At 42.1% G+C, this 21018-nt stretch carries 18 protein-coding genes and 2 tRNA genes; 10 read left to right on the plus strand and 10 right to left on the minus strand.

Translation table 11 applies throughout. From position 1 onward, the window contains the following. The gene (locus HQ39_RS01330) at positions 1-1581 is read left to right on the plus strand and encodes a RagB/SusD family nutrient uptake outer membrane protein (protein WP_052079316.1); all 1581 of its coding nucleotides are present in this window, start codon (positions 1-3) and stop codon (positions 1579-1581) included. After that, on the plus strand, positions 1568-2497 hold the full coding sequence (locus tag HQ39_RS01335) for a hypothetical protein (protein WP_036862909.1): 930 nt from the start codon (positions 1568-1570) through the stop codon (positions 2495-2497). Before HQ39_RS01330 ends, HQ39_RS01335 begins: the two co-directional genes overlap by 14 nt. A gap of 293 nt (positions 2498-2790) precedes the next feature. Here the strand turns inward: HQ39_RS01335 and HQ39_RS01340 are convergent. Both HQ39_RS01340 and HQ39_RS01345 read right to left on the minus strand, forming a co-directional pair. Further along, positions 2791-2864 (minus strand) — tRNA-Asp (locus HQ39_RS01340). 23 nt (positions 2865-2887) lie between these two features. Continuing rightward, positions 2888-2961 (minus strand) — tRNA-Thr (locus tag HQ39_RS01345). 577 nt (positions 2962-3538) lie between these two features. Here HQ39_RS01345 and HQ39_RS01350 point away from each other — a divergent pair. The 5 genes from HQ39_RS01350 to menA all read left to right on the plus strand — a co-directional run bounded on the left by HQ39_RS01350 (position 3539) and on the right by menA (position 8768). Further along, positions 3539-4090, plus strand: a complete 552-nt coding sequence (locus tag HQ39_RS01350) for a PH domain-containing protein (RefSeq protein WP_036849040.1) — start codon at positions 3539-3541, stop codon at positions 4088-4090. Between the two features lie 7 nt (positions 4091-4097). Further along, on the plus strand, positions 4098-5675 hold the full coding sequence (locus HQ39_RS01355; RefSeq protein WP_160216096.1) for a PH domain-containing protein: 1578 nt from the start codon (positions 4098-4100) through the stop codon (positions 5673-5675). A gap of 192 nt (positions 5676-5867) precedes the next feature. Next, entirely contained in the window at positions 5868-6554 is a 687-nt protein-coding gene (locus tag HQ39_RS01360; protein ID WP_036862914.1) for a cell division ATP-binding protein FtsE, read from the plus strand. An 8-nt stretch (positions 6555-6562) separates the two neighbouring features. After that, entirely contained in the window at positions 6563-7897 is a 1335-nt protein-coding gene (locus HQ39_RS01365) for an aspartate kinase (RefSeq protein ID WP_036862916.1), read from the plus strand. Beyond that, a complete protein-coding gene (gene menA / locus HQ39_RS01370) occupies positions 7890-8768 on the plus strand; it encodes a 1,4-dihydroxy-2-naphthoate octaprenyltransferase (RefSeq protein ID WP_036792457.1) in 879 nt (292 codons plus the stop codon). The genes HQ39_RS01365 and menA overlap by 8 nt, the downstream gene beginning before the upstream one ends. 8 nt (positions 8769-8776) lie before the next feature. Here the strand turns inward: menA and mnmA are convergent, their stop codons facing one another. The 6 genes from mnmA to ychF form a co-directional block, all read right to left on the minus strand. Further along, positions 8777-9874, minus strand: coding sequence for a tRNA 2-thiouridine(34) synthase MnmA (gene mnmA, locus HQ39_RS01375; protein WP_036792460.1), 1098 nt, complete (start codon positions 9872-9874; stop codon positions 8777-8779). Between the two features lie 6 nt (positions 9875-9880). Next, entirely contained in the window at positions 9881-11932 is a 2052-nt protein-coding gene (gene metG / locus HQ39_RS01380; RefSeq protein WP_036862920.1) for a methionine--tRNA ligase, read from the minus strand. A gap of 39 nt (positions 11933-11971) precedes the next feature. Continuing rightward, complete coding sequence (smpB, locus tag HQ39_RS01385; RefSeq protein WP_036862923.1) at positions 11972-12442, minus strand: SsrA-binding protein; 471 nt, start codon at positions 12440-12442, stop codon at positions 11972-11974. Between the two features lie 9 nt (positions 12443-12451). Continuing rightward, positions 12452-13111, minus strand: coding sequence for a hypothetical protein (locus HQ39_RS01390; protein ID WP_235317631.1), 660 nt, complete (start codon positions 13109-13111; stop codon positions 12452-12454). After that, positions 13095-13823, minus strand: coding sequence for a Bax inhibitor-1/YccA family protein (locus HQ39_RS01395; RefSeq protein WP_052079317.1), 729 nt, complete (start codon positions 13821-13823; stop codon positions 13095-13097). The genes HQ39_RS01390 and HQ39_RS01395 overlap by 17 nt, the downstream gene beginning before the upstream one ends. A 66-nt stretch (positions 13824-13889) precedes the next feature. Beyond that, positions 13890-14993, minus strand: coding sequence for a redox-regulated ATPase YchF (gene ychF, locus HQ39_RS01400; protein WP_036862931.1), 1104 nt, complete (start codon positions 14991-14993; stop codon positions 13890-13892). Between the two features lie 571 nt (positions 14994-15564). Here ychF and HQ39_RS01405 point away from each other — a divergent pair. From HQ39_RS01405 to obgE, 3 genes are all read left to right on the plus strand, one after another. Next, the gene (locus HQ39_RS01405) at positions 15565-16107 is read left to right on the plus strand and encodes a phosphoribosyltransferase (protein WP_036792472.1); all 543 of its coding nucleotides are present in this window, start codon (positions 15565-15567) and stop codon (positions 16105-16107) included. A 70-nt stretch (positions 16108-16177) separates the two neighbouring features. Continuing rightward, complete coding sequence (locus HQ39_RS01410) at positions 16178-16753, plus strand: adenylate kinase (protein WP_036862933.1); 576 nt, start codon at positions 16178-16180, stop codon at positions 16751-16753. A gap of 21 nt (positions 16754-16774) precedes the next feature. Next, positions 16775-17929, plus strand: a complete 1155-nt coding sequence (obgE, locus tag HQ39_RS01415; protein ID WP_036862937.1) for a GTPase ObgE — start codon at positions 16775-16777, stop codon at positions 17927-17929. Between the two features lie 236 nt (positions 17930-18165). Here obgE and HQ39_RS01420 read toward each other — a convergent pair whose 3' ends face one another. Both HQ39_RS01420 and gltX read right to left on the minus strand, forming a co-directional pair. After that, the gene (locus HQ39_RS01420) at positions 18166-19449 is read right to left on the minus strand and encodes a 3-deoxy-D-manno-octulosonic acid transferase (RefSeq protein WP_036862940.1); all 1284 of its coding nucleotides are present in this window, start codon (positions 19447-19449) and stop codon (positions 18166-18168) included. Then, positions 19449-20996 carry a glutamate--tRNA ligase gene (gene gltX, locus HQ39_RS01425; RefSeq protein ID WP_036862943.1) on the minus strand — a complete coding sequence of 516 codons (1548 nt, stop codon included), beginning with the start codon at positions 20994-20996 and terminating at the stop codon, positions 19449-19451. The genes HQ39_RS01420 and gltX overlap by 1 nt, the downstream gene beginning before the upstream one ends. Between the last annotated feature and the right edge of the window lie 22 nt (positions 20997-21018).

Raw genomic sequence — 21018 nt, forward strand, 5'->3', positions numbered from 1 at the left:
ATGAAACGTATAGTTAATAATATATTTGCCGGTCTGTTCCTGATACTGACAGGAAGTATAATGACGACTTCTTGTGGAGATTTTCTTCGTGAACGCTCGAATGACCTTGCTTATATTCGTACAGCTGATGATCTTGATGAGTTGCTTATCGGTGCGTGCTATATGAGTGTGGCACCTACTACTCCTCGCCGTTACGACAACTTTTACTTTCCTTATTTGCACTATATGTCAGATGAGACTCAGGAGCTGATAGGTACCACTCGTTATAATCCGGAAGCCAATATCCGCCCACGTATGTTCGGCTATTATACTTGGCAACAACGTATCGGGGAGGCATTCAATGGCTTGGTTTCTTATAAGGAGAGTGTAGATTGGTTGCGTGTATATAACCACATCATCACTTTGAACATTGTATTGAATGAAGCATCAAGCATAAAAAGTACAACAGAAGCAGATCAGAATCGAATGAATCGCATCAAAGCAGAAGCACATTTTCTTCGTGCTGCCTACTACTTCTTTTTGGTAAATCTTTATGCTCAACCTTATGCTCCTGAGAATTTGGATAAGCCCGGTATTCCGCTTAAAACAGCACACTATATCGAGAATAAGAAATTCCAAAGATCCAGCATCAAAGAGGTTTATGACCATATAATCAGTGATCTTGATGAGGCTTTGAGGATGAGCCAAGGGGTTAAACAGCTTTCTCTTTACAGAATATCAGAAGCCGGAATAAACCTTTTTGCATCGCGTGTATATCTCTATATGCAAGACTGGAAAAAATCCGAGTTTTATGCTCAAAAGGCAATGGATTTGCACCCTCAGCTATGTAATTTGAATGGCTTGGGAGCGGAGGAGTATTTCTTTTCTTCATCTAATCCGGAATTGATATTTAGTATGGGAGGAGGACTCATTGCAGCTGAAATGAGTAACGCTCCCATAGGCGGTTTTGCAGTATCCAAAGATTTGTATGCTTTGTATGACAAGAAAGACCTTCGAGCGCAGCGTTATATGATTCGCTCCCAAGCTAAAGGAGCATTGGATGGAGGACACTATGTGCAGGTAACTAAAACAAATCCTAAAAACTTTAATCGTAGTGAAGTTTCGGACGTCTTTGTGCTTCGCAGTGGTGAGATTTATCTCAACTTAGCAGAAGCACTGGCTATGCAAGGAAAGAATAACGAGGCAGTCGAATTGATTAACAAATTGAGAAAGAGTCGCTACCAAGCAGGAGCTAACTCCGAAATTACAATGTCTGCCAGCAGTGAACTTGTACAAGCAATACGTCAAGAACGCCGAATGGAACTCTGTTTTGAAGGACAACGCTGGTTTGATATTCGCCGTTACAGGGTTAACAGTATTTATCCAAGCAAAGAAGAGCTGGTGAATACATATACTATATACAAAAAAGATGGACGTAACAGCAAGCCGAATATTACTTACTACTATACTCTTCCGGCAGAAGAAGATGAAGGATATGTTCTACCTCTGCCTCGTGAGCAACGTAGTATCAATGATCAAATACAGGATAATCCTCGCTTGGATCGCAAACCCTCAAAAATACATAATTATGAAACCAAATAACAATAATACAATCCTGTTCACTATGTTTTTATTGAGTCTGTTTTTTGCAAGTTGTAGCAAAGAACAGCTCTCCGGAGATGTAGTTCCCGAAATAAATCTCTTTGTTCCGGATGATGCAGACCAATCGGAGGAGGCAAATCTACGCCGCTCTTTTTACGAACAGACCGGATCATACCTCCTTTTTAACGATACACTCCGTCGTGCCAATCATACAAGAGTCCTTAGTATCCCTTATAGTGTTACCATTACCGGTACGGACTATTATGAAGCACAGCTATATCGTCTGAAGTATCTGCAATCATTGTCCGAGTATAGACAGGCTGCCGAGTTTATTCGTAATAAAGTAGCTTCTTTTGTAGCCAAGAGCACAATGCCGTACTCTTTGTTATTGGTAGACACCATTACTTCTTATCCTTATGATCGTAGTCGTAAAACATACAATATGGATAAGCCAGATGATAAGCATATCACCGTATTTGGAATGCAAACATTGGCAATAGCCGATCTTAAAGATGTCGGAACTAAGAGCAATGATGAACAACACAAGCTCGCAGTAATAATCTTAAATAACCTGGTGATGCGAGTGATACAGCAAGCAGATGCAGAAACTCTTGCTCCTTTTTACGCCATTAGCGAAGCTTATTATGGCAAGGCTTTTTCGGAAGAAGAAGGTAATATGCCTAATATTAAAGATATTAGGGAGTTGGGATTCCTAAAGTCCTATTACTTCAAAAAAGAAAAGGTCTCATTTTATCCTGCCGATCGTGATTTGGAAGTATTTCTCAAAGAACTTTTAGGCAAGCCTGAAGCCGAGTGGAGAAAGTCTCATGCAGACTATCCATTGGTTATCCGCAAACTGGAGATACTGAAAGCACTCATAGAGAAAAAGGGTATAAGTCTTGACTACTTAGGTTAGAGGGGCACATTACACAAGCTTGGAGAAGAAAACAAACGGATAGGGGATTTAGCGACTTTGCTTTTGTCTCCTGTCCGTATTTTTTCTTTTATTTTCAAAAAGGGGGGGAGTATTTCTTTTTATTTTTTTTGGAAAGGGAATATACCTGAAAATTATGTAGCTGTTTTGGAAGAATACTCATAACCCTATAGAATTAGGTAAATGGCATTTGTCTTTTATCCAAAATATAAGGTAGCTAAAAAGAAAAAAGCGTCCTAATTCCAACGAATTAAGACGCTTTCTCAGTTTTTGAGCGGTATGGACGGGACTCGAACCCGCGACCCCCTGCGTGACAGGCAGGTATTCTAACCAACTGAACTACCACACCGGTTAAGGATGAAGTCATCCTTGAGCCTCTTGTCGGATTCGAACCAACGACCCCGAGATTACAAATCACGTGCTCTGGCCAGCTGAGCTAAAGAGGCAGGCGGGTAAGCTTACTACATCGCGCCGCTACAACCATCTACCCTTGCTGCGATCAAGCCCTGGGGGAGTTCAATAGGAGCTGGCCGTATAGGACTTACCCAGCGCAAAGGTACGATATTTTTCTATTACTGCAATACCCATCAGCTCGCATGGGCACTCTTTTGGAGCTTTCTCTCTAATAATAGGAAAGATAGAAGTCGTATTTTTTTATTCCTTGCGCTCTAAGCGGATCTCTCCGGCTATTTCCCAAATGAGTTTTTACCCTTTCATCGGCAACTTATTCCACTAAATCTGTTCAAAAGATGCTCTTATCGGGTTCAATTCTTCTGTTTAATAGAGTAAGAAGTCCGAATCCTGCCTTGATCTCCACAAATCAAAGCTCGATTTTAGCTCATCAAAGTTTGGTCCATGAAAGTTGGAGCTTGATTCGGAACTCTAAAAGGCATTAAGCTGGTTTTTATTAACGAATAGAGCAGTTTATAAATACGGTTACAGATTTTTGTAAGCAGATGGTGCATGAGAGTAAATACAGTCATTAAAAATTGTTATCTTCGTTCATCTTAAACAAATCTCCTTATGAGTATCGTAGATAAACCTTCTCAGTTTGTGAATGATCCCATTTCTCTCACGGACATTCCTCGTCTTGAAAGAGAGGCGTATAAGCCTCTTAATCCTAAGTATATCAAAGTATTAAGATTGTCTTCCATAGTGCCGATAGTCTTACTGCTTGTTGCTACGATCGTTGCAGGCATTATGAAGAATGATATACCGTTTTGGATAATACTCAGTATCTGCTCCGCTCTGCTTCTCTTTGGTATTGTGCATCAGATGTTGATGGTAAAAATATACAGATTCAAAGGGTATCTTTTCAGGGATAAAGACGTTAGCTACCGATCCGGAATATTTATGCCGAAGGAGAAGAGTGTTCCGTATAGCAAGCTACAACACGTTGTCCTTTCGCAACATCTATACGATAGACCTTTTGGGCTTTACCGTCTTTCTCTCTTCAATGCTGCCGGAGGTATAGAAGAAGACCTTATAATTGCAGGTCTTGAGAAGGAACAAGCGGAAGCCTATAAGGAGTGGATTATAGAGCAGATATCGGATGTCGAACGTTCTAAAGAGTAGGGGAGTCTTGAATACAAATCGAAATCTGTGGTCGGAGCCTCGTAGAATGGGGCTTTCCTCTCTGTTGGTCCTATACATAAGAGAGCTTGTTGCATCCTTGAAGACATGGCCCTTTATTTTTTATTTTCTCCTTTCTTATGCAACCGAAGAGCTATCTGTCTGGCAAAAGTTGGGATATGCTATTGTCTTTTTCTTTGTATTTGTTTTAATTCAAGCTCTTTACAAGTATTTTACGACAAAATATTTTATTGCAGACGAAAAGATACAGATAAGGATTTCGGGGCTGAAAAAGAAAGAACTTTACCTGCCTCTGAAGAAGGTGTATCAGCTGAGAAGCAGTCAATCTTTTCTGTTACAGATGTTGGATATGGAGGTCATACAGTTTGAGTCTCTTGGTTCCAATCAGGTAGAAGTTGAGCTTGTATTGCCTCAAGAAGATGTACGGGCAATGAGAGATTATGCCGCAAGTTTCCAGTCTTCCATGAGTGATTCGGATGGAGAAGAGATGAAAGAGGAAAGCTTGGAACTGCCGGAGAATGAAAGGGGAGAGAGTCCGGTTTTGGGCTCATTCTCTTACACAATATCGAGGAAAGAGCTTCTGATTTCGGGTCTTACCCGAAATCCTCTAAGAGGTTTGATATTGGCGGCTGGTGCTGTCGGTACTGTTTTCAATGAAATATCCGATTATCTCGTAGACTACATCCGGATCTGGTCTGACCGTGTAGAGCTATGGTTTTCCAATCTAACCCTTGCAGTGGGGATAATAATCTTCTTGGGAGTATTTGTTTCATCCTTTCTCATTCAATCTATCTTCCTTATACTCAAGCAGTATGATCTGAACATTTCTGTCAAAGGAGGGCAGCTAAAATATAGTGCGGGGCTTATCAACAAGATTTTTCAATCTTCTACATGTGACAGGATTGTCTCATGTACATTCCAACAAAATCTTGTTGAACAGTGGGTCGGATTAGGGACTGTACACATTCATTTTGCCTCTGCAATGGTGTCGGCAAACGAAAAGAAGGAAGATAAAAAGTCGGATATCAAAATATATGGAATAAATAAAGAGCGTGTCGCAATACCGCTTATGGAGAGTATTTTTCCCGGCTATGAGCCGAGTAGAGGGCGAAGCTACAAGTCGAAGTCTGCTTATCTCCGAAGACTTTTGTTCTTCTCTTCGATAATAACTTTACTTGCTGCTGTCGTTGCCTATTTCCTTAGCCATATCATTTGGTATTTTGTCCCTTTGGTGGCTTTGTCCGGAGTGTTCTATTCTTATCTGTCTTACAGACAGTCTTGGTTCTCTTTTGAGCATAGTCATCTGCTTATAGGTCATGGGGCATTTACTATCAAGCGTACTATTTTGCCTGTAAATCAGGTAGAAACAATGGTGTTGTGGCAAAGATGGAGGCAGAAAAATGGGACAACTGCAAATATGAAGTTTGCAACACGAGGTACATCTCATCAGATTTCATACATTGATAAGAATGTTTTGAATAATTTTCGAGATCATACACTTTGCTTTCTTGAGTTTCCCCGATATGCCTCTTCCGACTCAGTAAAGAGAAGTGATATTGATTCTTAGGGGAATTGTTGTGCCAAAGATAAGTGTCTGCTGTTTCTCTTGAATATTTTTACTATAATCATAGTTATGTCAAATTGAGTGCATCGAAATAGAAATACTCAAGAGAAAAAGATGTAACATATAAAGCAAAAAAGAGCTATCTTTGGGCTGATTATGGCTTAGATAACAGCAAACACAGAAGAGAAACTCAAAATGTCATCTACAGAAATCATATTATCCTACAAAGATGTTGCTCTCAAACGAGATGGACATGAAGTATTATCCGGTATAACGTTTGATGTGCACAGAGGAGAAATGCTATACCTTATAGGTAAGGTTGGCAGCGGAAAGTCTACCCTTTTTAAGTCTATCTACAAAGACACGGATATAGCTTCCGGAAGTGCAAGATTTATGGACTATGATTTGTGTAAGATTAAAAGAAAAGAGATTCCTTTTTTGAGGAGAAAATTGGGAATTGTTTTTCAAGATTTTCAGCTACTTACGGATAGATCCATCGATGCAAACTTAGAGTTTGTTCTTCGTGCTACAGGCTGGAAAAACAGAACGGATATAGCACATCGTATCTCGGAAGTGCTTGAGCAGGTGGACATGACAAGCAAAAGCTACAAGATGCCACACGAACTCTCCGGAGGTGAACAGCAGCGAGTGGTGATTGCGAGAGCTCTTCTGAATAAGCCTGATCTTATATTGGCTGATGAGCCTACCGGAAATCTTGATCCTGAGACAGGGAAACAGATATTCGGTATATTCAAAGAGATTGCGAGCGGAGGTACAGCCGTGATAATGGCTACACACAACTATAATCTGATAAAAAACTATCCGGCACGCATCGTTAGCATACAGCACGAATCTTTACAAGAAGTAGAGCTGAAACAGTAATAAGCAAAATGAACACTGCCAAAACAATTATAATGAAGTTTGGCGGGACCTCTGTGGGTTCTGCCGAGAGAATAAAACATGTTGGAACACTCATAAGCGACAGCCGTGAAAAGATAATAGTACTGTCTGCTATGGCAGGTGTGACCAACAAACTCGTTGAGATATCCAAACACTACTATGACAGCAATCTCAATGCAGCCAAACATTGCATTGACGAGTTGAAGTCAAAATATATGCAAGAGATAGATTTTCTCTACAAAGGAGAGCCTCTAAGAAGAGCCGTAAAGACATTTGTTCAGGAAAAGATGGACTATCTCTGGAGTTTTCATGAGGACTCTTTTACGATATTTGAAGAGAAAGCTGTACTTGCCGTAGGGGAGTTAATTTCTACGGAAATGATGTGTCAGCATCTGAATGAAACGGGTATAGGTGCCGTAAAGTTACCGGCACTGGACTTTATGAGAACGGATAAGTATGGTGAACCGGATATGCAAAGGACAGAGATGCTACTTAAAGAGCAACTCTCTCTCCTACCCCAAAGTCATATTTATATTACAGAGGGTTTTATCTGCAAGAACGCTTATGATGAGATAGACAACCTTCAAAGAGGAGGTAGCGACTATACTGCTTCTATCATTGGTGCGGTTCTGGAGGCGAAAGAGATACAGATATGGACAGACATCGACGGTATGCACAATAATGATCCTCGTATTGTGGAGAAAACGGATCCTGTTCGCCGACTTCACTTTGAAGAGGCTGCAGAGCTGGCATACTTTGGTGCTAAAATCCTTCACCCTACTTGTATTCTTCCTGCAAAGCATCGTAATATACCTGTTCGCTTGCTCAATTCTATGGATTCTTCGGCTCCCGGTACATTGATATCCAATTCCATCGAAGAGGGAAAGATTAAAGCCATAGCCGCAAAGGATAATATTACGGTAGTAAAGATTAACAGCAGTAGAATGCTCTTGGCTCACGGATTTATGAGAAGGGTATTTGAAACATTTGAAAGGCATCAGACGGCTGTGGATATGGTAACAACATCTGAGGTTTCAGTATCTGTAACCATAGACAATGCGAGTCATTTACAAGATATTATTTCGGAATTAAAGCAGTTTGCATCTGTTTCCATAGACTCGGATATGGTTAGCATCTGCATTGTTGGAGACCTCAATTGGAAGAACATCGGTTTTGAATCCGCTATTATAAGGGCATTGGACGAAATACCGGTAAGAATGATTTCTTATGGAGGTAGTAACTACAATGTGACGGTACTCGTGCAGAAAGAGCACAAAGAGATGGCTTTGGAAGCATTGAGCACCCATCTGTTTTATCATGAGTAGACTAAGCATTTGGTTTCAGACCATACGTCCCAAGACTTTACCGGCATCTCTTGCTCCCGTTATTGTTATTGCCGGAGCACTGCTTCATGATGGGTTGTTTCGGCTGAAACCTTTCTTATTGGTGCTTGCTGTGGCTCTTACAGCCCAGATTGCCAGTAATGTTACGAATGATTACTTTGACTATCTCAGTGGCGCAGATAGAAGAAGAAAACTTGGTCCGAAAAGACTTATTACTACGGGAGATATTACACCCGGATGGATGCTTTTGGCATCAATCTTTTGGGTATCGTTATGTGCTGTATTAGGGATCTGGTTGGCTGCTATAACATCCTGGTGGCTGCTCTTGTTGGGGATAGTTGTCCTTTTGGGGATTATTGCTTATTCCGCCGGTCCCTATCCCCTATCTTACAATGGCTTGGGAGATCTTGCCGTTATCCTGTTTTTTGGGATTATTCCGGTATTAGGAGGATATTATGCAATAGGAGAAAGCTTACCAAGTTATCTTATCCCTGCAGCATTTTCTATCGGTTTTTCTAACGCCAATATTTTGGTAATCAATAATTACAGAGACTATCCGGAAGATAAGGAAAGCGGCAAACGAACCCTTATTGTGCGTATGGGAGAAGCCTCCGGACCTTATCTATACATGTTCAATGCTCTGCTCGCTCTTGTCTGTTATATCGTTGCAGGAGTGATGTCCGGGAGTTATATCATTACGACTATCGGGTTACTCCCTATTGCTCTTTTCCTTTATACCGGAACGATAACGACCTTTTCAAGAAAAGGGAAAGGTCTTAATCCCCTATTGGGATTCTCTGCTAAAATTACCGGACTTATCAGTACAATCCTTTTAATTGCATTCATATTATAGCGAAGGCGTTATTCTTTCATTGCACCTCCTATAATCATTCCGGATCCATAGCAAAGTTTGGCATCCTGACTATATAGTGTACAATACTGTCCCGGTGCTATTCCTTGTATTCGTTCACGGCTATAGACACGATAAAACCCATCTTCCTTAATAAGTGTACCGGATGTGAATTCCGGTGTATGCCGTACCTTAAATGTAATAGGTATAGAGTCTGATTCTTCCGGGAAAGGACTAATGGATATAAAATTAACCTCATTCATATCCACTATATTACCATATTGAAGATCCGGATCGTATCCACGACTTACGAAGATAGTATTTTCCTCTACCTCCTTTCTCACTACAAACCACGGACCACCACTCAAGCCCAAACCCTTCCTCTGCCCTATCGTATGAAACCAATACCCCTTGTGTTCTCCCAAGACGGCACCGGTATCTATGTCTACAATCTTTCCCGGTTTTTCTCCAAGGTATTGACGTAGAAAGTCATTGTAGTTGATCTTTCCCAAAAAACAGATTCCCTGACTATCCTTACGGTGTGCCGTGACAAGACCTTCCTTTTCAGCGATCTGTCTGACTTCTTTCTTTGGCAATCTCCCTAACGGAAAATACGCCTTGCAGAGCTGTTCATACGAGATTTGAGCAAGGAAATCGGTTTGATCTTTTACCGGATCGACAGCCGTAGCAAGATGATGTATTCCATCAATGATAACTTTATCTGCGTAATGTCCGGTAGCTATTGCATCAAAGTTTTTACCCCAATACGTATTGAAGAATCCAAACTTAATGAGTTTGTTACACATCATGTCCGGATGCGGAGTAAGTCCTGCCTTTACGGTTTCAAGAGTGTAAGAAACAACATAATCCCAATACTCTTTATGCAGAGAGACTTTCTCAAGAGGAAGATTATAGTGGCGGCTAAGCCAGTTAGCCATTTCAATATCCTCTTCAGAGGGGCAGTCCAAAAAGCCACTCTCTTTCATCCCAATCTGGATATAGAAAAGATGGGGACGAAAACCGGCTTCACACAGCAGGTGAAGTGCTACGGAACTATCCACACCACCCGATATGAGAGCAGCAACAGAGCTATTGGGAGAAAGTATCATATAGGATTAAGAAATTTTGGAGCCGGGAGCTATTTCCTCTTTTGGAGAGATTAAAATCAGTTTTTTATCAGGAGAAACTGCAGATAAAATCATTCCCGAACTTTCTACTCCTCTAAGCTTACGGGGAGGAAGATTGGCTATAAAACAAACTTGTTGTCCTATGAGAGTTTCCGGGGCGTAGTATTCTGCGATTCCTGAAACGATTGTACGAGGAGAACCGGAGCCGTCATCAAGGAGAAAACGAAGCAGTTTGTCACTCTTTGGTATACGTTCGCACTCCAACACGGTACCGACACGAAGATCCATTTTCATAAACGAATCAAAGTCTGTATCGGGTAAAAATGGTTCAGGCTTAGCCTCCATTTTTGCATTGTCTGCTTTTGTTTGCTCCAGTTTCTTGAGTTGAACTTCTATGGTGGCATCTTCTATTTTTTCAAAAAGCAGATTTGCTTCTCCTATTTGATGTCCTCCCGGTACAAGGTCTGTAGCTCCAAGCATATCCCAATCGAGAGAAGCAAGATCTATACGAAGCATTCGAGAAAGTTTCTCTGCCGAGTGAGGGAGAAATGGTTCAAAAGCAATAACCAAGTTAGCCGTGATCTGAAGGGCAACGTGCATAATCTCTTTGACACGATCCGGGTCTGTGCGAATCACTTTCCAAGGCTCTGCATCTGCAAGATATTTGTTACCCAATCGTGCAATATTCATTGCTTCACGTTGAGCATCTCTGATATGGAATGTCTCTAACAGCTGTTCTATCTTTTCCTTATACTTAGAAATCTCAGCAAGTATCTCTTTATCCGCCTCCGGTAATGACTCTACTGTGGGAGCGATGCCATCGTAATACTTATGAGTTAGCACAAGTGTACGATTAACAAAATTTCCAAGTACAGCAACCAGCTCATTATTATTCCGATTTTGGAAGTCTTTCCACGTGAAGTCATTATCCTTTGTCTCGGGAGCGTTCGCGGTAAGCACATATCTCAGTACATCTTGCTTACCGGGGAAATCTCTAAGATATTCGTGCAACCATACTGCCCAGTTTCTTGATGTAGAGATCTTATCCCCTTCGAGATTCAAAAACTCATTTGACGGCACATTATCCGGAAGGATGTATGAGCCTTCTGCCTTCAACATCGTAGGGAACACAATGCAGTGGAATACAATGTTATCTTTCCCGATAAAGTGAATCATTCTGGTCGATTCGTCTTTCCACCACTTTTCCCACGTATCCGGTAACAGCTCCTTAGTATTTGAAATATAACCGATAGGAGCATCAAACCAGACATATAGTACTTTCCCTTCAGCGCCTTCTATAGGAACAGGAATACCCCAATCGAGGTCTCTACTCACGGCACGAGGCTGTAACCCCATATCCAACCAGCTCTTACACTGGCCATAGACATTACTACGCCACTCCTTGTGCCCTTCAAGAATCCACTCTTTAAGGAAAGGTTCGTACTTATCCAAAGGAAGATACCAATGCTTTGTCGACTTTAGAACGGGTTTTGCCCCGGATATTGCAGACTGTGGAGATATCAAGTCTGTCGGGTTAAGGGATGTACCACACGCTTCACATTGGTCTCCGTACGCTTTACCATTATGGCAGTGAGGACACTCTCCTACAATATATCTGTCTGCAAGAAACTGTCCAGCTTCGGGGTCAAAGAACTGTTCACTCTCTATTTCCAGGAACTCTCCTTTATCATAAAGTGTTCGGAAAAACTCCGAAGCCAGTTCTCTGTGAGTTTCAGAAGTTGTACGAGAGTAAATGTCAAAGCTTATACCAAACTCCTCGAAAGAGTCTTTTATAAGAGTGTGGTATCTGTCTACAACATCTTGTGGCGTAACACCTTCTTTCTTAGCTCTTATTGTGATGGGGACTCCATGCTCATCGGATCCTCCTATGAACAAGACCTCTCTCCCCCTTGATCTAAGATAGCGAACATAAATATCCGCAGGAACGTAAACACCTGCCAAGTGTCCTATATGTACAGGTCCGTTGGCATAAGGCAGTGCTGATGTTACCAATGTTCTTTTAAACTCCTTACCACTCATAAAGTCTATATTTATTTTTGTTGTTATCTGTCTAAACTATTACCAAGATTTCTTCTTGACCATATCCATCTCCTTGCGAAGATCTTTCTCTTTAAGAGATGCTCTCTTATCGTACTGCTTTTTACCTTTGGCTATTGCAATGACCAGCTTCGCAAGTCCTCTCTCATTTATGAAAAGTCGAGTAGGAACAACGGTGGTACCATTGTTCTTAATAGCTTCCTGTATGCTCTTAATCTCTTTTTTTGAGAGCAAAAGTTTTCTTTCTCTTCGCTCAGTATGGTTGTTGTATGAGCCGTAGAAGTATTCGGCTATGTACATATTCTTCACCCATACCTCTCCCCTTTCCACTATACAATATGTATCTACCAGAGACGCTTTAGATAGGCGTATACTCTTGATTTCGGTACCGGTCAAGACTATACCACAGACAAAAGTCTCTAATATCTCGTAGTCAAAGGTTGCCCTTTTATTCTTTATGTTTACTGTTTTCTGTGTATTCTTTTTTGACATGACGAGGGTCTAAAGCAGGAAGATAGAAAAAATTTCACTTGCGACACCGATTAACATCGTATTCACCACAGCGAAAAAGAGAGATATTTTCCGGCTTATTGGAGGCGTTATCTGCAATCCATAAACCAAAGTATTGTATGCTCCCCAAAGCCCTGCAACAAACACAAAAGGTAAAAACCACAATATTTGAAGATGCGGTTGCCCAAAGAGTGCAAACAATAGTAGTACCAACCAAGTCGAAGTCAAGGCTGCCATTATGGGCAAATCCCAGCCACCGGACTGCTCTCTATCTTTAATGAACTTTTTTCCATGAATAGAGCATACCACTCTCCAGTAAAAGAAGGAGGCAAGCATAAGCACAATATAGTATGCTACTCTGAAAAAAGCATAGATAAGAATCTCTTTTGAAAATCCGCTTTCCGCGATTGCTTCTACCATTTCCCTACTCAAAGCCACAAGAGCAATAAGGGTCAAAAACGGGAAGAAGTAGCGAATCATGAAAAACTCTCTACTTTCGGAAGAGGTATTATTGGAGAGACCTCTGCTCTCCAATCCCAGCAGATCTTCCCATATCTTCTTTGGACGAACATGGGAAGATATGAGTAGAATAAAGATAGATAGAAAGTTTTCTCGCTTCAAAGCTATATTTCGCTTAGTCTCTTCTTGCACCTATAATGCGAAGAAGATAGATAAAGAGATTGATGAAGTCCAGATACAAGCTCAATGCTGCCATAAGAGCCACTTTATTGGCAGATTCCGTATCCGGGATGGAGCCTTCTTCAAACAGTTTTTTGAACTTATTGATATCGTAAGCAGTAAGCCCACAGAAGATGATAACTCCTGCAACACTTACAATCCAGTACATCAAAGGGCTTCCCAAGAAGATATTAACCACAGAAGCCAATATCAGTCCGACAAGAGCCATCATAAAGATGGAACCAAACTTGCTCAAATCCTTCTTGGTGAAGAAGCCTATGAAAGCCATTGTGGCAAACATACCACTCGTAATCAGGAAGGTAGAGAGTACGCTGGTTGCAGTGTACATATAGAGTATGGCAGAGAGGGTTACACCGTTAAGGAGGGCATAAACCATGAAGAGGGCAAATGATATCATGGAGTTGAGTTTGCCTATACTTCTTGCAAGGATAAAGACCAAAACGAGTTCGGCAATGATGAGTCCGAAAAACAGACCTTTGCTGGTCATTATGGCATCAAATATACTTGTGCTAAGAGAGATATAAGAAGCAAAAGCAGATACCACAAGAGCCAGAGCCATCCAGCCATAAGTCTTGCTCCACATAGAGCGCATTGTTACCGTATCCAGGATACGCGTTTGCCCATAAGGGGCAGATACATTGTAGCTATCGTTATTGTTGTACATGTTCTATTCTGTTTTTCGTTGGTAAATAATATTTCCGGTTTATGATTATTACTTTCTCGAATCACTCTATACGTTGAAGCGGAAGTGCATGATATCGCCATCCTGCACCACATATTCCTTGCCTTCGACACTCATTTTGCCGGCTTCTTTCACGGCAGACTCTGATCCGAACTTGATATAGTCGTCATACTTGATCACCTCCGCCCGGATAAATCCCTTCTCGAAGTCCGTATGTATCACACCTGCACACTGAGGAGCTTTCCACCCTTTAACGTAGGGCCATGCTCTCACCTCCTGTACACCTGCGGTGAAGTAGGTTTCCAGATTGAGAAGAGCGTATGCCGCCCTTATCAAGCGAGAAACACCGGACTCTTCCAACCCGATTTCGTTCAAAAACATTTGACGCTCTTCGTAGGTCTCAAGCTCGGCAATCTCGCTCTCTATCTTTGCCGCAACAACCAGTATATGTGCATTCTCGGCGGCGACAGCCTCCTTGACCTGCTCCACATAGCTGTTTCCCGTAACGGCAGAGCCTTCGTCCACATTGCAGACATAGAGTACAGGTTTCGCAGTGAGCAGATAAAGCTCGGATGCCGCCTTCTCTTCATCTTTGCTGTCAAACGTTACGGTACGAGCATTCTCTCCCTTGAGAAGAGCAGCTTGGATGCGTTCATATACGGAGCATTGCAGTGCGGCAAGTTTATCTCCTCCTGTTTGAGCTTGCTTTTTTACCTTTAGGATGCGACTCTCTACCGTTTCCAAATCTTTCAGCTGAAGCTCTGTGTCGATGATCTCTTTATCTCTAATGGGATCCACGGATCCGTCTACGTGAGTTATGTTATCATCGTCAAAGCAACGCAATACATGCAGAATCGCATCCGTCTCTCTAATGTTTGCAAGAAATTTATTCCCCAGCCCTTCTCCCTTGCTGGCACCTTTGACAAGCCCGGCAATATCGACTATCTCAACCGTATTGGGAACTATTCGTTGCGGATTGACCAATCTTGCCAATTCGTTAAGTCTTGGATCCGGAACGGTTATAACTCCCACATTGGGTTCTATGGTACAGAATGGAAAGTTTGCACTCTGTGCTTTTGCATTGGAAAGACAATTGAAAAGGGTAGATTTCCCCACGTTGGGAAGACCTACTATGCCGCATTGTAGAGCCATATCTTTGTATTGAGTTCTATATTTATCTGTGTATAATCTTTTGAGTTTACAAAGATAGTGATTTTGTGCCCAATACAAGTAAGGTGCATTGTGACGGATAAGTGGTTTCCGAAATCCTTTCCGATATTTTCTCTTGTCTGTTTCGCTACTACAATCTCCCTCTTCCCTACTATTTTTTAATAGCTTCCCAAAAGTGTTTTAAGCTTAACAATAGTTTGGTTATTTATATTCAGACTTTGGTTTCAAGGCTTGATTGGTGCACATCAAATCTTGAAAGCCTCTACTCAAGGCTTGATTTCCACAATTAAGGGCTTGATTTATAAATCTCTAAATGTTTAGAAACACTTCTTTTAACGTTCAAATCATCTTTCAAATAGGATAAAACAGATTTGTTTTTGGGATTACCCGAAAAGGGCTAACGCTTTACCATACTCCGGATTCAAACTCTTTTACAAAGCTCTCCACTACCCTGTTTTTCAAAAAAGAGACTCGCTAATCGTCTCTATATGTCTCACCTATGTTATTTTTCCCTAACTTTGTTCTTCCTTTTAATTATAATGGACTAAGAATTATGCCAGCACAAATAACACTTAACGATAAGAGTTTTTCGATCTATATTCATGACTCTGAAATCCAGCCACAGATAAAGCGAATGGCAAAAGAGATTGTTGCCGATATGGGAGATAAGAATCCTCTTTTTATCTGCATTCTCAACGGCTCCTTTATGTTTACATCCGAGCTGATGAGAGAGATAGATGGAGACTATCAACTCTGCTTCGCACAATATGCTTCTTATAGCGGGACACGCTCGACAGGTGCTATTCAGGAGATTATGAAGCCTCAAATTTCGGTGGAAGGTCGTCATGTCATTATATTGGAAGACCTGATCGACTCCGGTCTCACGCTGGATCATATACGTGCTCTCTATACATCGAGAGGAGCAAAAGAGGTAAAGCTGGCTGTGCTTCTGCATAAACCGGATGCTCCGAAGGTAGTGGATGTCAAACCGGACTATCTTGGTTTGGAAATCCCACCCGATTTTATCGTAGGTCATGGCTTGGATTATGACGGAAGAGGACGTCTCTATAAAGACATATATAAACTTATAGAATAGAACTGACACACTCTTTGAGAGCGAACAACACTAAAACTAACTGTATCAAACACAAGAATAACCTATTGTTATGATAAATGTTTTAATATTTGGTGCGCCCGGTTCGGGAAAAGGGACCCAAAGTGCAAGAATAGCCCAAACTTTTGGGTTGGAACATATCTCTACCGGAGATATCTTGAGAAAAGAGATTGCAGACCAAACATCTCTTGGGATATTGGCGCAAGACTATATAAAGGAGGGACACCTTGTACCTGATGAAGATGTGGTAGCTATGTTGGAACACCACTTAGAAGGGAAGTTGGGCAAGGTCAAAGGTTTCATTTTCGATGGTTTCCCTCGTACCATTCCTCAAGCCGATGCGTTGAAACGTATGCTGGCAAGGCATGATTGTGAGGTTTCTATTGTATTGGATCTTAACGTACCTGAAGATGAGCTAATCAGACGATTGCTCGAACGCGGAAAGATAAGCGGTAGAAGCGATGACAACCTTGAGGCCATAAAGTCTCGTCTTGTCGTATATAATAGTCAGACTCTCCCTCTGAAAGAGTATTTCAGAAAGGAAGGTACTCTCACTCCCATAAATGGTTTGGGAGAGATGGATGACATCTTTGCATCCATATCCGAAGCAATAGACAGTGTATTATAAAGAGCAAAAGAAGTTTTTCCTATGGCAGAATCCAATTTTATAGATTACGTAAAGATCTATTGCAAATCCGGAAAGGGAGGGCGTGGTTCTGCCCATTTCAGGAGAGAAAAATATATCCCTAAGGGAGGTCCGGACGGAGGAGACGGCGGTAGAGGCGGTAGCATCTTTCTGAGAGGTAACCGTAACTTTTGGACGCTTCTCCACTTGAAGTACGACAGGCATAAGGTTGCCGAAAGCGGAGAGCCGGGATCAAGCAAAAATTCCACAGGAAAAGCCGGTGCGGATATATATATAGATGTGCCGTGCGGAACAGTGGCGTATGATGCCGAAACAGGTGATTACATCTGCGAAGTAAACGATCATGACGAAGTGATTTTGCTTCTGCAAGGAGGTCGGGGCGGACTTGGGAATACTCATTTCAAGACCCCTACCAACCAGGCACCGCGTTATGCCCAGCCCGGAGAGCCTGCTCAGGAGAGAATGGTTATCTTGCAGCTTAAGTTGCTTGCAGATGTAGGCTTGGTGGGATTCCCAAATGCGGGGAAAAGCACACTCCTCTCTTCTGTCTCCGCGGCAAGACCCAAGATTGCCAACTATCCTTTTACCACACTGGAGCCAAGCCTGGGGATTGTTTCGTACAGGGATCACAAATCTTTCGTGATGGCAGACATTCCGGGCATCATAGAGGGTGCGGCGGAAGGTCGAGGGCTTGGACTACGTTTTTTGAGGCACATCGAGAGAAATTCGGTTCTGCTTTTCCTTGTCCCTACCGATGCGGATGATATAGCCAAGGAGTATGAGATCCTGCTGTCCGAACTTGAAAAGTATAACCCCGAACTGCTTGAGAAAAATCGTGTCTTGGGAATTTCCAAGTGCGATCTTATAGATGATGAGCTGAAAGAGATGCTCTCCGAACATCTTCCGGAGGGAGTAAAGACGGTCTTTTTCTCCTCTGTTTCCGGTCAGGGATTACAACTTCTGAAAGATACGATCTGGCAAGCCATTGTGTCGGACAACAGACATGATGTCTCCAACATCGTGAGAAAAAATATGAGAGAGGGGTTGTCGGCATCATTCCTTGAGGATGACTTCGACATGGACTCTATCTACTTTGAAGAGGAAGAAGATGAGGAGTATTATGACCCCGATGAGACCGATGTAGAAGTGGATTGGTAACTCTTATGGATCCCTTCCCAAAGAGTCTTTATCTACATGCTCGATAAAAATATTTGAGGAGGCTTGTTGCTTTAACAAGTCTCCTCAAATGTTTTTTGACCTTCTTGATCTTTATGGAATAGCCTCTTTGATGCACTTTCCGAAGCTGTCCGAGAACCTTTCTCCGGAAATCCTTATGGACTTTCCGCTTATTCCTATATGGCTTTTAGCTGATTCCTATATAGCTTTCATCATATTTATCGGCTGTTAAACCGGTTTTCCAATGTATCGGAAATCTTTGCAAAAATAGCGTCTGTGGCTCCCTTGTTTGCGGATAAATATCTTTCAGCTCTGTCTCCTGCTGTTTGGCGGTAATCTTTATCGGAGATGAGTTTTGCCATAAGCAGGTCTGCCTCCTCCTTGGATGCGATGGAGAAACCACCTCCTTCTTTTAGGAGAGAGACTGCTTCCCTGAACTTATGATATTTAGGACCAAACACGACGGGTGCTCCAAATGCTATTGCTTCGAGCGTGTTGTGTATCCCTTTCCCAAAACCACCTCCTACGTAGGTAATGTCCGCATATCTGTACAGCGAAGAAAGAAGTCCGTAACCATCTATGATAAGGGCTTTGGCATTGGCTATCTCTGCTTCGGATGGTTTGTGGGAGAGATAGACCAGATTGGACTTCCCGATGAGCTCTTCCAAATGGGACAAATGCTTTTCATGAACTTCATGTGGGGCAATGATAAGTCTTATATTATCAAGAGTGAGAAGATAGGGCAGGATGATCTTTTCGTCCTCTTCCCAACTGCTTCCGATGACCAAAACAAGTTGCCCTTTTCGCTTGGCATCTTCCCTGAGATACTCGGCTTCTTTTATCTTTTTCGGTTGAGCTGCTATCTGACACACTCTGTCTGCTCTCGTATCTCCGGCTATGGTAATTTTATCGTTGCTTAGACCGATGCTTTTGAGCAGTTGCAAGGAGTTCTCATCCTGCACAAAAAGATGATCATACTGCCATAGAGCCTCTTTGAACTCTTTTCCCCATGATTTGAAAAAGATCTGATTGGAACGGAAAATGGCAGAAACCAAGAATACAGGAACTCTTTTTTGATGCAATATAGAGATGGTATTGAGCCAAAACTCATACTTTACAAAGAGTGCAATTGTTGGATTCAGAGTCTCTATAAAGGTCTTCAACTCCGGAGATGTGTCTGCCGGAAGATAGGTTACAATATCGGCTAATGGCGTGTTACAGCGCACATCATATCCCGAAGGAGAGAAGAACGTCAGCACAACCTCTACTTCCGGAAGATCTTTCCTTATTCGCTCCAAAAGAGGATGCCCTTGCTCGTACTCTCCCAAAGAGGAGACATGTATCCATATCGTAGGTACTCCTTTCTTTCTCTTCTGTTCAAGGTCAGAAAGAGCATACCGCCTACCTTGTATCATCTTTTTTGCTTTCGGATGCCAAGGAGAGATCAGCCGAAGAAGAGTGAAGTAAGCCTTTACTCCGGTATTGTATAAGACACTACTCATTACTGCTTGAGAGATCCTATTGTATCTATCGCTTTTTCTATTCTTGCCAATGTCTCGTTTTTCCCTATGAACTCAAGAATATCGAATAGATGAGGTCCTTGAAGAGCTCCTACAAGGCTAAGACGAAGAGGATTCATGATGCCTCCGAGATTGAATCCTTTTTCGGCGATGAACGACTTGAGTGTATCTTCCAAATGAGCCGACTTCCAATCCGTTATTGAAGCAAGAAAAGAGCGCACTTCTTGTAGCTGAGCAGGTGTGTCTTCCTTCCACCTTTTTTTGATAGCACTTTCGTCATAAGAGGTTGGTGCGACAAAGAAGAAAGAGATAAGAGCCGGGAGATCCGAAAGCAACGTTATACGATCTTTTATGATCTCGGTGGCTGCAGCGAGTCTATCTTCATCATAAGGAAGATTGGCTCTTTCTATGTGAGCTTTCGCAAGCAATACAATCTCTTTTCCGGAGAGTTCTTGGATATATTTATGATTGAACCATTTTCCTTTTTCGTAGTCGAACTTAGCGCCACTCTTGGAACATTTTTTCAGATCGAACGAGTCTATCAACTCTTTCATTGAGAATATCTCCTGATCTGTTCCCGAATTCCAACCCAACAGAGCAAGGAAGTTGACAACAGCATTAGGGAGATACCCGCTTTCTCTATAGCCTGAACTTATGGCTTGAGTAACCGGATCCGTCCAAAGCAAAGGGAATACGGGGAATCCGAGTCTGTCTCCATCTCTTTTGCTTAGCTTGCCATTGCCTTCAGGTTTAAGCAGTAGAGGCAGGTGGGCAAACTGAGGCATGGTATCTTCCCATCCGAATGCACGATATAATAATACGTGCAAAGGTGAGGATGGCAACCACTCTTCACCGCGAATGACATGACTTATCTCCATGAGATGATCATCTACGACATTTGCCAAGTGGTAGGTCGGAAGATCATCTGCACTTTTATATAACACTTTGTCATCAAGAACAGAAGAGTTGATGACTACCTCTCCTCTGATGATGTCATTGACTGTTATATCAACATCCGGCTCTATCTTCAAACGCACGACATACTGAGTACCATCTGCTATCAACTTCTTTACCTCTTCTTCTGTAAGAGATAGAGAGTTTCTCAAAGAAAGACGATTTTGGGCGTCATACTGGAAGTTCGGAATTTCGGCTCTGTATTTCTCCAACTCTTCAGGGGTATCGAAAGCATAATAAGCCTTTCCCTCTGAAAGGAGTTGTCCTACATAGTTCCTGTATATATCGCGACGCTCACTTTGACGATAAGGAGCATGAGGACCTTCCGGCGTAGTCCCGATACCTTCATCTATCTCTATACCCAACCAGTGAAGTGCTTCTATGATATAATCTTCTGCTCCAGGAACAAACCTATGGCTGTCTGTATCTTCTATCCGAATAATCATATCTCCCCCGTTTTGACGAGCAAAGAGATAGTTATATAAGGCTGTTCTGGCACCACCTATGTGCAGAGGGCCTGTCGGACTTGGAGCAAAACGTACTCGAACTCTTCTATCTATGTTGTTATTTTTCATAAACGAACTGTTTTATATGTAT

The sequence above is a fragment of the Porphyromonas sp. COT-108 OH2963 genome (assembly GCF_000768895.1).
GTDB lineage: Bacteria > Bacteroidota > Bacteroidia > Bacteroidales > Porphyromonadaceae > Porphyromonas_A > Porphyromonas_A canoris.

Bases quoted from the DNA above. Each gene is read 5' to 3' on its own strand.
- HQ39_RS01365 (WP_036862916.1), top strand. From the start codon at position 6,563: ATGAACACTGCCAAAACAATTATAATGAAGTTTGGCGGGACCTCTGTG.
- HQ39_RS01350 (WP_036849040.1), top strand. From the start codon at position 3,539: ATGAGTATCGTAGATAAACCTTCTCAGTTTGTGAATGATCCCATTTCT.
- HQ39_RS01395 (WP_052079317.1), bottom strand. From the start codon at position 13,823: ATGTACAACAATAACGATAGCTACAATGTATCTGCCCCTTATGGGCAA.
- ychF (WP_036862931.1), bottom strand. From the start codon at position 14,993: ATGGCTCTACAATGCGGCATAGTAGGTCTTCCCAACGTGGGGAAATCT.
- HQ39_RS01335 (WP_036862909.1), top strand. From the start codon at position 1,568: ATGAAACCAAATAACAATAATACAATCCTGTTCACTATGTTTTTATTG.
- HQ39_RS01405 (WP_036792472.1), top strand. From the start codon at position 15,565: ATGCCAGCACAAATAACACTTAACGATAAGAGTTTTTCGATCTATATT.
- HQ39_RS01360 (WP_036862914.1), top strand. From the start codon at position 5,868: ATGTCATCTACAGAAATCATATTATCCTACAAAGATGTTGCTCTCAAA.
- metG (WP_036862920.1), bottom strand. From the start codon at position 11,932: ATGAGTGGTAAGGAGTTTAAAAGAACATTGGTAACATCAGCACTGCCT.
- smpB (WP_036862923.1), bottom strand. From the start codon at position 12,442: ATGTCAAAAAAGAATACACAGAAAACAGTAAACATAAAGAATAAAAGG.
- HQ39_RS01330 (WP_052079316.1), top strand. From the start codon at position 1: ATGAAACGTATAGTTAATAATATATTTGCCGGTCTGTTCCTGATACTG.
- HQ39_RS01420 (WP_036862940.1), bottom strand. From the start codon at position 19,449: ATGAGTAGTGTCTTATACAATACCGGAGTAAAGGCTTACTTCACTCTT.
- mnmA (WP_036792460.1), bottom strand. From the start codon at position 9,874: ATGATACTTTCTCCCAATAGCTCTGTTGCTGCTCTCATATCGGGTGGT.
- HQ39_RS01410 (WP_036862933.1), top strand. From the start codon at position 16,178: ATGATAAATGTTTTAATATTTGGTGCGCCCGGTTCGGGAAAAGGGACC.
- menA (WP_036792457.1), top strand. From the start codon at position 7,890: ATGAGTAGACTAAGCATTTGGTTTCAGACCATACGTCCCAAGACTTTA.
- obgE (WP_036862937.1), top strand. From the start codon at position 16,775: ATGGCAGAATCCAATTTTATAGATTACGTAAAGATCTATTGCAAATCC.
- gltX (WP_036862943.1), bottom strand. From the start codon at position 20,996: ATGAAAAATAACAACATAGATAGAAGAGTTCGAGTACGTTTTGCTCCA.